The sequence below is a fragment of the Candidatus Nealsonbacteria bacterium genome, assembly GCA_019923605.1.
Classification (GTDB): domain Bacteria; phylum Patescibacteriota; class Minisyncoccia; order Minisyncoccales; family CSSED10-335; genus JAHXGM01.
The window spans coordinates 1-10,394 of sequence record JAHXGM010000019.1 but is presented as its reverse complement, the minus strand read 5'-3'; the positions used below and the strand labels follow the sequence as shown (position 1 = coordinate 10,394).

At 34.2% G+C, this 10,394-nt stretch carries 11 protein-coding genes and 1 tRNA gene; 1 reads left to right on the top strand and 11 read right to left on the bottom strand.

Going from position 1 to position 10,394, the window contains the following annotated elements:
- The 11 genes from KY054_03025 to KY054_02975 form a co-directional block, all read right to left on the bottom strand.
- Nucleotides 1–189 (bottom strand): prepilin-type N-terminal cleavage/methylation domain-containing protein (locus KY054_03025; GenBank protein MBZ1356703.1); only part of this gene is annotated, 189 nt, incomplete at its 3' end.
- A gap of 1 nt (nt 190) precedes the next feature.
- Nucleotides 191–985: a prepilin peptidase gene (locus KY054_03020; protein MBZ1356702.1), complete on the bottom strand. Its 795-nt coding sequence runs from the start codon at nt 983–985 to the stop codon at nt 191–193.
- 81 nt (nt 986–1,066) lie between these two features.
- Complete coding sequence (locus KY054_03015; protein ID MBZ1356701.1) at nt 1,067–1,522, bottom strand: prepilin-type N-terminal cleavage/methylation domain-containing protein; 456 nt, start codon at nt 1,520–1,522, stop codon at nt 1,067–1,069.
- Between the two features lie 42 nt (nt 1,523–1,564).
- Nucleotides 1,565–2,758 (bottom strand): type II secretion system F family protein, encoded by a 1,194-nt coding sequence (locus tag KY054_03010; protein ID MBZ1356700.1) that lies wholly within the window; start codon nt 2,756–2,758, stop codon nt 1,565–1,567.
- 4 nt (nt 2,759–2,762) lie between these two features.
- Nucleotides 2,763–3,830 (bottom strand): type IV pilus twitching motility protein PilT, encoded by a 1,068-nt coding sequence (locus KY054_03005; GenBank protein ID MBZ1356699.1) that lies wholly within the window; start codon nt 3,828–3,830, stop codon nt 2,763–2,765.
- Nucleotides 3,812–5,635 (bottom strand): Flp pilus assembly complex ATPase component TadA, encoded by a 1,824-nt coding sequence (gene tadA / locus KY054_03000; protein ID MBZ1356698.1) that lies wholly within the window; start codon nt 5,633–5,635, stop codon nt 3,812–3,814. The genes KY054_03005 and tadA overlap by 19 nt, the downstream gene beginning before the upstream one ends.
- Before the next feature lie 21 nt (nt 5,636–5,656).
- On the bottom strand, nt 5,657–5,974 hold the full coding sequence (locus KY054_02995) for a hypothetical protein (protein MBZ1356697.1): 318 nt from the start codon (nt 5,972–5,974) through the stop codon (nt 5,657–5,659).
- Nucleotides 5,975–5,989: 15 nt separating this feature from the next.
- Nucleotides 5,990–6,508, bottom strand: a complete 519-nt coding sequence (pilO, locus tag KY054_02990; GenBank protein MBZ1356696.1) for a type 4a pilus biogenesis protein PilO — start codon at nt 6,506–6,508, stop codon at nt 5,990–5,992.
- A gap of 10 nt (nt 6,509–6,518) precedes the next feature.
- Nucleotides 6,519–7,130, bottom strand: a complete 612-nt coding sequence (locus KY054_02985) for a hypothetical protein (protein ID MBZ1356695.1) — start codon at nt 7,128–7,130, stop codon at nt 6,519–6,521.
- Nucleotides 7,131–7,139: 9 nt separating this feature from the next.
- Entirely contained in the window at nt 7,140–8,222 is a 1,083-nt protein-coding gene (gene pilM, locus KY054_02980) for a type IV pilus assembly protein PilM (protein MBZ1356694.1), read from the bottom strand.
- A gap of 71 nt (nt 8,223–8,293) precedes the next feature.
- Nucleotides 8,294–8,377, bottom strand: a tRNA-Ser gene (locus KY054_02975).
- Nucleotides 8,378–8,922: 545 nt separating this feature from the next.
- Between KY054_02975 and lexA the strand changes: the two genes are divergently transcribed.
- Nucleotides 8,923–10,394: transcriptional repressor LexA (gene lexA / locus KY054_02970; GenBank protein MBZ1356693.1), on the top strand; the 1,472-nt coding region annotated here is incomplete at its 3' end.

Here is a 10,394-nt window from a genome sequence, read left to right as displayed (position 1 = left end):
CTCTAAAGAAGCTCTAATGTCTTGAGCAACTTGGTTTGCCGAACGATCCAATGCAAGAGATTTTCCAAGGTTTCTGTAGTTAGCCCACATAGTTCCAGAAATAATGAAAATAAGGGCAATAACAACTATCATTTCGATTAATGTTATTCCTTTTTTGAGGTTATTTTTTTTGATCCAATTCCAGATCATTTTAATAAAAAAGGTTTATGTATCCTGTAGCAAGAGATTCTCCCACGAAAAAAGCTAAAAGCGTACCTATTATTAGAAATGGAGCAAAAGGCACTTCACTTTTAAGCTCTTTCTTTTTTGAAAGAACTAGCCCTACTCCAATTATAGCACCAATCATAAATGATAAAAATAAAGCGACTAGAATATTAGGGAGGCCCAAGAAGAATCCCATAAAAATGGCTAGTTTAACATCGCCGAATCCAATCCAGCTTCCTTTTGATACCAGAAATAAGGAAAGGAAAAAGGAAGAAGCCCCTAGTCCGGAAAGAACAACGAGACCAAATTCATTCAAAGTTATCGCGCCATTAAAATATGATAGTAATTGCCAAAGGAAAGTGGCTCCAATGGCCATAAATACTGCTTCGTCCGGAATGAGATAATGCTTTAAATCATAAACAAAAATAACTACCATTAAGGAGATTATAAGGAAGAGATATCCAATCTCAATAGCTCCCCAAAGATTAAGAAGATGGGGCATCTTGTAGTGCAGTGTCAAAACAAAAAGAGCTCCTGTTATTACCTCAACTAAAGGGTACTGAAAAGATATTTTAGTGGAACAATATCTACATTTTCCCCTTAAAGAAAGAAAGCTAAAAAGAGGAATGAGATCAATCGCCTTAAGGCCTTTCTTACAATTAGGACAAAACGACCTTCCTTTTATAAAACTCTCCTCTGTGTGTAGCCTATAAATAATACAATTTAAAAATGATCCAATGATCATTCCCAACGCAAATACTAAAAAATAAATTAAAGTCATAAACGCATTATATACTAAAAGGATAAAATAAAAAACCCTCTACTGTTAGAGGGCTTTTAAGATTGAGAAATAATAACTATACTATGGAATAGTACACGCAGCAGTAGCCGTACATGCTGTAGTTGCACGACCTGACCTTCCATCAGATCTAACGCACCAGAACTGGTTTGCTTCATTTAGCCTTGAGCTAACACAATAAGCGCTTGTTGTTGCGTGGCAAGCAATAGGAGTAGCAGTGCAATGAGCGCTTGTACAAGAAGCAGTAATATCTGCTGTAATGGCCGAAAGATCAGTATTACCAGCTGTATTTAACGCAGTTCCAGTACATAAACCTTGATAACCGGGGGTTGCAGAGGGTGCTCTTGCATTAATAAGTTCTGCGATTGATCTAACTTGTCCCACAGCTACTGTAATTCTTGCATCTCTTGCACTTTCTTGTGCTCCTCTTAAGTTAACAAAAACTACCGAAGCTAAAATAGCAATAACTGCGATTACTACCAAAAGTTCAATTAAAGTAAAACCTTTTTGTTTTGTCATAATATTTATTTTGTTTTATAAATCGACCTTTTTATAATTCTCCTAAACGGTCACCTGATAAATTGGTGTTAATAATGATACTACCATTAATCCGATCATTCCCCCTATTACAACAATCATTAATGGTTCAATTAACTTTACCATACCTTCTAGCGATCTGTCTATATCTCCTCGATAAAAATGAACCACATTCACTAAGGAGCTGTCTATTTTTCCTGTTTTTTCACCGACGATTATCATCTGAGTAAAAAGGGATGGGAAGTATTCTGGATAATTTATAAGGATAGAGCTTATTAACTCACCTCTTCGCACTCCGTCTCTTGTTTCATATAGTATTTTTTTGTAAGAACCGCTACCAACAAGATCAACGGTTGCCTCAAGAGCCTGAACTATAGGAAGACCGCCGGCTATTAAAGTAGAAAGGTTTTCAGCTATTCTTATTAAATTAACTTTTCTAACAAAGTCTCCAATAAGTGGAACCTTAAAAACTACTTTATCAAAAAGGCTTTTCCCTGCTTGGGTCTTAAAAAATTTATATAAACTAAAGACTGATCCTATTGTTGCTAAAATAATAACCCACCAATATGCAACGATAAAATCTCCGAGACCTAAAATAAATCGGGTACTCCAGGGAAGTTCCATTCCTTCAAAAACATCTTTCAATCCGGGAACTACAAAAACTACTAAAAGAACAAGAATCGTTATAAAAACAAAAATGATAAAAACTGGATAAATAAGGGCTCCGATAACCTTATTATTAAAGTTATAATCCCTTTCTAAATGGTCTGCTAAATATTCTAGCGATTCTGATAAACGACCTGATATTTCTCCTGACTTTATCATCCCAACATAAAAACTCGTAAAAGTTTCAGGAAACAACAATAAAGCTTGGGAAAGCATATTTCCTCCATCAACTTTATCTGCTATTTTATATATTTCTCTCTTAAACTTTTTCTTGTTAATTTGCTCCGCTATCGTTCTTAATGATTCTATAATAGGAATGCCGGAACGAAACATAATGGAAAGTTGGCGAGAAAAAATAACTACATCTTTTTTTGATACTCTTTCTAGAAATTTAATTTCTTTCGTATAGAAAGATGGAGTAATTTCTTCAAGGAAAATAATATAAATTCCACTCTTCTGAAGAAGAGCAATTGCTTCATCTCGAGATGAAGCCTCAACCACTCCTGATTGTAGTTGGCCATCATTTAACCTTCCTTGATAATTAAATCTCATAAAACTATCCTATTAATTTCTTTAATTCATTGGGCCTTCTTGAATAGGTTAGGGCATCGTCAAGAGACACCTTTCCTTTTTGGATTAAATGAATCAGTGCCTTATTAAGACTTACCATTCCTTCTCCAGCAGATGTTTCAATTACAAAATCTAATTCATGAACCCTATTCTCTCTTATAATATTGGCTGTAGCCGGAGTTGACATTAGTATCTCACAAGCTGCCACAAGGCCTCCATCTTTTTTAGGAATAAGTCTTTGAGAGATAACACCAATAAGAGATGATGCGAGTTGAGACCTTATCTGGTTTTGCTGATCACCAGGAAATGAATCAATTATTCTATTAATAGTTTCTGCCGCTGAATTTGTATGGAGAGTTGAAAAAACCAAATGACCGGTCTCTGCGGCCGTTATTACAGTCGCAATAGTTTCTGCATCTCTCATTTCTCCAACCATAATAATATCTGGATCTTGTCTGAAAACAGACTTCAGTGCTTGCCTAAAGGAGAAAGTATCATAGTTAATTTCCCTTTGGTCGATGATTGATTTATCATCCTGAAAGATATATTCGATTGGATCTTCAATAGTAATTATCCTCTTAAACTGAGTCCTATTTATCCTATCAAGCATAGCGGCTAATGTAGTAGATTTTCCATGTGACGATGGGCCAGTCACCAAAACAAGTCCTTGGCTAGCTTCAGTAAATTTAGTAAAAACAGCTGGAAGATTAAGCTCCTCTAAAGTACTTACTCTTGTGGGAACGATTCTAAGAGAGCAAGAAATAGTTCCCCTTTGCTGATAAACATTTACCCTAAATCTGGTTCCATTTTCAAAGTCATAAGAAAAGTCTATTTCCTTTTCTTTCATGAATTTCTCTTGCTGGTCTTCAGTCATTAAAGCAAAAGCAAGCTCCTTTGAATCTTGAGGCGTGATAATTTTCATTTCTGGAATATTTCCCAACCTTCCCATAACTCTTAATGTTGGTCGATGGTCAACAGAAATATGAAGGTCTGATGCTTTCCTTCCTACTGCTGTACGAAGTAATTCTTTTATATCTATTTTTTGTTCCGACATAGTTTTAATATTCTTCTCCTACTCGCATAACCTCTTCCATAGAGGTTATACCTTTTAATACTTTTAATATTCCGTCCTGCCTTATTGTTATCATTTCTTGACGAAACCTCTTCCATAGAGGTTATACCTTTTAATACTTTTAATATTCCGTCCTGCCTTATTGTTATCATTTCTTGACGATGGGCTTCTTTCCAAATCTTATCTTCAGTTGGATTAGTTACTATTATTTCAGCCAATTCATCAGTCATAGATAATACTTCAAAAAGACCTATTCTTCCTTTGTAACCTCTAAAATTACACTTCTTACATCCTACTGCTTCGTAAACTTTGTCGAAAGAGGTGTCAATATCCTTCTTGGCACTCTCTGGAATTGATTTAAGTTCTAGTATAACTGATTCTTTCATTTCTTCGCTGATCTTTTTTTGTCTCTTACAATCCTTACAAAGAACTCCAACTAATCTTTGTGCCATGGCTAAACTAAGGGCTGGTGGTATAAGGAATGGTTGAACATTTAAATCTATTAACCTTGGTATAACACCAGCGGCATTATTAGTATGAAGAGTAGACAAAACAATGTGACCAGTAAGAGCTGCGTTAATAGCAAGATTGGCCGTTTCTTTATCTCTAATCTCTCCAACCATGATAATATCCGGGTCCTGCCTTAAGATATGGCGCAATCCTTGAGGAAACCCATAGCCAATATCAGGACGAATCTGAGAATGATTTACTCCCTTAAGAAAATACTCAATAGGATCCTCTAAAGTTACAATATTAACAGCTTCTTGATTAAGGATATTAAGTAGAGAATAAAGTGTAGTTGTTTTACCAGATCCAGTCGGACCAGTGGATAGTATCATTCCATAGGGCTTGGCTGCTGCCTCCCTAACTAAAGTAAGATTTCTTTTTTCTAATCCTAATTCTTCTAAGGTTAGTACTGATTCCCCAGTAGATAAAACTCTCATTACTACTTTTTCACCCAATACGGTGGGGAAAGTGGAAACACGAATATCAATCTCTTTGTTATAGACTGTTGTAGAAAATCTTCCATCTTGAGGCATTCTTGTCTCATCAATTTTTAAATTAGACAATATCTTAATTCTTGCAACAATTGCTGTGTGTACTTTAGAGGGTAAAAAAATTGAGGCATAAAGTATTCCATCAATCCTAAATCTAACTCGTGACTTATCCTTGAATGGTTCTATATGAACATCAGAAGCCGCTCCCTCTAGCGCATATTTTAAAATAACGGCAACCATCTTTATTACCGGAGCATCTACAACAAGAGCTCTTTTCGCTTCTGGAACTTTTTCAGCTCCAGGCCCTTCCTTATTTAATTCTCCCTCCAAGCTTTCAAGTGCTTGAGAAAACTCTTTTTTGATAGTTTGATATTTCTTTAGAACAAGATTATAATCGGTAAGTGAAATCAAAAAAACTTTGTAAGAAAAATTATTTTGTCGAGAAAGAAAATCAAGAAATTCTTGAACCTTAAGATCTTCAGGATAAACCATTCCAACTTCTAAAATGTCTTCCTCAATTTTTAGCGGGACAATCTTATAATGCTTAGCTGAATCTTCAGAAATAAATTCAAGAGCCTTCAAAGAAATTTCTTCTTGTTCAATTTTTTTAAAGGGAACCTTCACCACCTCACTTTTTAGTTGAAAAAGGGATTTTTCCGGAAAGATGCCTTTTTCTAATATAATTTCTTCTTCTCTTTTTCCAGTCGTGCTAATTTCAGACTCAAGGACTGCAACATCCTCTTCTTTAATTACTTTTTTTTCAACTAATCTTTGGATTAAATCTGCCATAAATTATATCTTTTTATAAAATCACAAATCTTCCTCTTGGTCTTCTTCTACTTCCAGTCTTTCTTCTATGATAAACGGATTTGATCGTCCTAGATCACCATCAAACGGCACAATATAGCTAAACGGCTCGGATTTATCAAAATCATATATGGCCTGAATTACCTTAAGTAATTCTTTTGCTCCAGAGTAATCTTCTCCTTCTTCAATTACTATTTCAGGAACACTGAAATCAAAGGATACTCCTCTTACCAAATAAAGGGTTGTAATAATCATTAAAAATACAGCGGTATATAAAAAAAGTCCCTGCTTTTCTTTTTGTTCTTCGAATTTATTAAGCATTATTTTAAATTATTCTTAATAAGAATAAGTTTTTAAGGTTAAGTCAAAAGAAAATCTCTCTTCTTCTCCAAGTTCAAATGAAATGCTCTCTACAACTATAATCTTAATTGATTTTTCAAGACTTTCTAAAAATCTTTTCATTTGGGGATAAGTAGCTCCTTCTATCTTTAAAGAAATTATTGTCTCTTTGAGCTGGCCTCTGTCTGGATAACTGGAAACGGTAAAGGGTTGAATTTCTGAAAATATAAGACCGTGTGCACGAACCCTTTCTTCAATAAATGAAACGACTGAAGCAACAGAAGGATTGTCTGGCAACGCCTTTCTTACTTTACCTAGCTCTTCCTGATACTCTCTCAAATCTATTTCGGCAGCTCGCAAAACCTCTAAGCTTCTATCCTCAATTTCTAGCTTTTCCTCTTCAGCGGATAACTTACTGCCCTCTAAAAGATATTTCTGATAAAGAGGGATTATAACAAACAACCCAATTAGAGTCGCCAGAAAAAATAATGTTAATGTTTTTTTGTTTTTGTCCATATTGGATTATTTAATCAATATTATTAGATTCAATAATTTCACCTTCCTCTTCAACGCCTTCAATTTCAATCTCAGCTTCTTCAATTTTTTTTAAAAGCTCTCGTTTGAAAGTAATATTAATAGGGAAAGTTATTAATCCACCTTCATCTCTCTCAAAACTTCCTGCTATAATTTCTTTGACCATAGGACTACTTTCAAATATTTTGATTTGCTGATCAAATGCAATTAGATTACGTGCAATTCCTGTTGTAGCAATACTACCATCCTGAACGCGAGACTCGAATTTAGAGAAATAAACATCTGGATGAGTGTTTTCTTCTAAATACTTAAATATTGGACCAGAAAAATTCTTTCTATTAATAATAAAGTGGAAGTCACCAAGCCTTCTATAATGGCCATCAATTTCTTTCTCTAACCTTAAAACTTCTTCACTTTTTCTTTCCTCAAGTGCTCTTTCAACTTCTATAAATTTTTTTTCCATTCTCCAGTTCAGGAAATAAAGAATTCCCGAAACTGCAATTGAAAGAAAAAATATTGCCAGCCCAATGTAGTACAAAGAAGATCCTAAATGAATAGTTTCTTTTTTCTCGGGTTCTGATTTAGGTATTATTCCTATTGCCATATTATTTTATTATTTTTTCTCAATACCCCTAAGGGCTAAGCCAGTAGCAATTGCATATCGAGGACTTATCTCTTCTATAGTATCTTTTAATGCCGGCGGATAAGAAATTTCTGAAAAAGTCTCTATTACCTGAGTTTCTTTACCTGTAAAATTTGAAAAATATTCTTTGAAATTAGGCATCAGGGAACTTCCACCGGATAATATAATTTTTTCAACATCCTTCTTTTCATTTCTTGAAAACTCATTAGCAACTCTTATAGATTCTGATATCAACGAATCAATTTTTGGTTTCATCACCTTATCAACGGTATCTTCTTTAAGTCCTTGATTTTTAAGAGCCATCCCTGCTTCATTATAACTCATACCAAGAGTATCGGCAAGATGTTTTATTATTTCACTAATTGAAAAATCAATACTATAAGTTGAAATAATAATACCATTCCTAATAACTGTTATTGTCGTACTTTGAATACCAACATCAATTAATTGGATCACCTTTTTAAGATCGTTGCCTTTTATGGCTACACGCAAAAGACTAAAAACTTCTGCTTCAAGGCCAGCAATCTTAATTCCAGCCAGATTGGCTATCTTTTCATAACGCTCCATGGCTTTGTTGGGAACTGCAACTAATAAAACCCTAAGTCCTTTCTTTTCTTTTTCTTGGCCTGGACTTAATTTCTCATCAATAATAGACCAGTCAATAGTCATTTCTTGCAAAGGAAGTGGAATGTGTTGCCGTGCCTCAAACTGAACAACTGAAGAAACCTCTTCTCTTGGAATGGGAGGGGTAGAAAAAACAGTAAAGAAGCTCATAAAATCTGGAATAGATAAAAATGCCTCTTTGGTATTTATTTTAGCTTCTCTTAAAATATTTTTAATTATCGTAGCAATTTCTTGATCTGAAGCAAAAAAAGCCTTCCTTCTAAGGCTTTTATATAACTCTTGATCGCTTATTTGACTAACTTTTTCTCCGTAATTCTCTAAAGTAACTTTATTTCTAGAATAAGAAAGCTCAACTATTTTTATAGAAAAAGTTCCTATGTCTATGCCAACGGATCTTTTAGCTGTTTTGAAAAATGGTATATTAAACATCTGTTGTTTTAATACGGTTGTTCTCTTTATAATAGTTTATTTTTAATACACGTGCAACATTCAGACCTTAGCGGAGGGGGAGAGACTCGAACTCACAAGGGCTTTCGCCCGCCTGTTTTCAAGACAGGGCCCTTACCAATTAGGGTTACCCCTCCACTAAAATCTTAAAATCGCTGTTATCTATCAGTCCAAGGGATGATATAACATTTATTCCTTTTTTTCAACAAAATCCGTATTAAATCATCTAAAATCAAACCATAGAGGTGCCGATTAAATCATTTAATTTCTAACCGAAATTAATTACAGTGCATACAAATCCTTTTATGCCGGTGAATTTACAATGTATTTTGTGGTAAAACGCCATGAAGCTGTGGCCTCACGGAGTCCAATATGTATCTGGCCTTATGCAGTAACAACTCGGGTATTTTTCTTTGTTGTTTTTCCATCAATAGCTACTGGTTTTATGTGATGTAAGACTTTACCTCGTGGTAACTTTCCAGAAGGGTAGCCTTTTTGCTTTATAACTTTTGCGATTTTTTCAGGATCTCGTTCTTTTTTAATCTGTGCTTTTGTGGCAATTGGTTTTTACATATTTAAATTAGTATTAAACTTATAATTTTGTTGTGGATAATCTCGCTTTGTCTTTCGGCTTCTTTTCGGTTATAATCAAATTGTAGCGCAAATAGATTTTTAATGTGATATGTCTAAACTTACAAAAAAACAAAAACTGGTTTTTGATTTTATAAATACATACATTTCTGAAAATGGTATTTCTCCAACGATTGAAGAGATAAGGAAAGAGCTAAAACTCAAAGCAGTTTCCACCATTCATGAACATATCAATTCCCTAGAAGTAAAGGGGTATATTTCAAAGTCCGAAAATTCTGCAAGAAGCCTATCGCTAATAAAAGAAATTAAATCCGTTGTTGAAATTCCGATTTTAGGAAATATTGCGGCAGGACAGCCTATCGAGGCAATAGAAAACCGAGAAGATTTTATTTCTCTTGTTGATCCTAGTATACAAAATTCTAAAGATTATTATGCTTTGCGAGTTGTCGGAGAAAGCATGGTTGACGAGGGTATTTTTGACGGAGATATTGTTGTGATAAAAAAACAATCTGTTGCAGAAAATGGACAAACAGTTGTTGCAATTATTGATGACAATGAAGCAACACTCAAAAAATTGTATAAAGAAAAATCAAGATTTAGGCTTGAACCAAGAAATCAATCAATGCTTCCATTTTATAGAAAAGAGGTTGAAGTTCGGGGTGTTGTTGTTCAAGTAATTAGAAATATACAGTCCGAAGAAGAATACAAGCCGAAACAAAAAACGAAACATAGTTTTAATACGATAGACTTATTTGCAGGTGTAGGGGGGATAAGGCTTGGTTTTGAAAATGCTGGATTCAAAACAGTTTTTGCTAATGACTTTGAACCACAATGCAAAGATACATACGATCTTAATTTTAAAGATTCAAAGTTGATAGTTGAGGATATAAGAAAAATTGGAATTGATGATTTACCCAAATTTGATTTTCTTTTAGGGGGCTTTCCTTGCCAAGCTTTTTCGATAGCTGGCTATAGACACGGCTTTAAAGATAAAAAAGATAGAGGAAATTTATTTTTTGATATTGCAAGAATTATTGAGGCGCGAAAGCCAGAAGGCTTTTTGCTTGAAAATGTAAAAAACTTAAAGAGCCATGATTCAGGGAAAACCTTTGAGGTTATAGAAAAAACTCTTGAAGACCTTGGATATTATGTCAAATCGAAAGTCTTAAATACTATGGAATATGGTAATGTTCCTCAAAATCGAGAGCGTATCTATATTGTAGGATTCAAAAATAAAAATTATTTTGAGAATTTTGAATTTCCAAAACCAGTAAAACTAACAAAGAAAGTAACAGATCTATTGGAGAAAAATGTACCTGAAAAATATTACTATAATGATAAGCCTCTATATAAAAGATTAAAAGACTCTGTGAAGGAAGAGGGTAAGGTATATCAATGGCGTAGGCAATATGTTCGAGAAAATAAAAGTGGTGTTTGTCCAACACTAACAGCGAACATGGGAACAGGCGGACATAATGTGCCAATCATAAAGGATAAAAAAGGTATTAGAAAATTGACTCCGTTAGACTGCTTTAGACTTCAGGGTTTCCCGAAAGACTACAT

Bases quoted from the DNA above. Each gene is read 5' to 3' on its own strand.
- tadA (MBZ1356698.1), bottom strand. From the start codon at position 5,635: ATGGCAGATTTAATCCAAAGATTAGTTGAAAAAAAAGTAATTAAAGAA.
- KY054_03010 (MBZ1356700.1), bottom strand. From the start codon at position 2,758: ATGAGATTTAATTATCAAGGAAGGTTAAATGATGGCCAACTACAATCA.
- KY054_03005 (MBZ1356699.1), bottom strand. From the start codon at position 3,830: ATGTCGGAACAAAAAATAGATATAAAAGAATTACTTCGTACAGCAGTA.
- KY054_02985 (MBZ1356695.1), bottom strand. From the start codon at position 7,130: ATGGCAATAGGAATAATACCTAAATCAGAACCCGAGAAAAAAGAAACT.
- pilO (MBZ1356696.1), bottom strand. From the start codon at position 6,508: ATGGACAAAAACAAAAAAACATTAACATTATTTTTTCTGGCGACTCTA.
- KY054_03015 (MBZ1356701.1), bottom strand. From the start codon at position 1,522: ATGACAAAACAAAAAGGTTTTACTTTAATTGAACTTTTGGTAGTAATC.
- KY054_02995 (MBZ1356697.1), bottom strand. From the start codon at position 5,974: ATGCTTAATAAATTCGAAGAACAAAAAGAAAAGCAGGGACTTTTTTTA.
- KY054_03020 (MBZ1356702.1), bottom strand. From the start codon at position 985: ATGACTTTAATTTATTTTTTAGTATTTGCGTTGGGAATGATCATTGGA.
- pilM (MBZ1356694.1), bottom strand. From the start codon at position 8,222: ATGTTTAATATACCATTTTTCAAAACAGCTAAAAGATCCGTTGGCATA.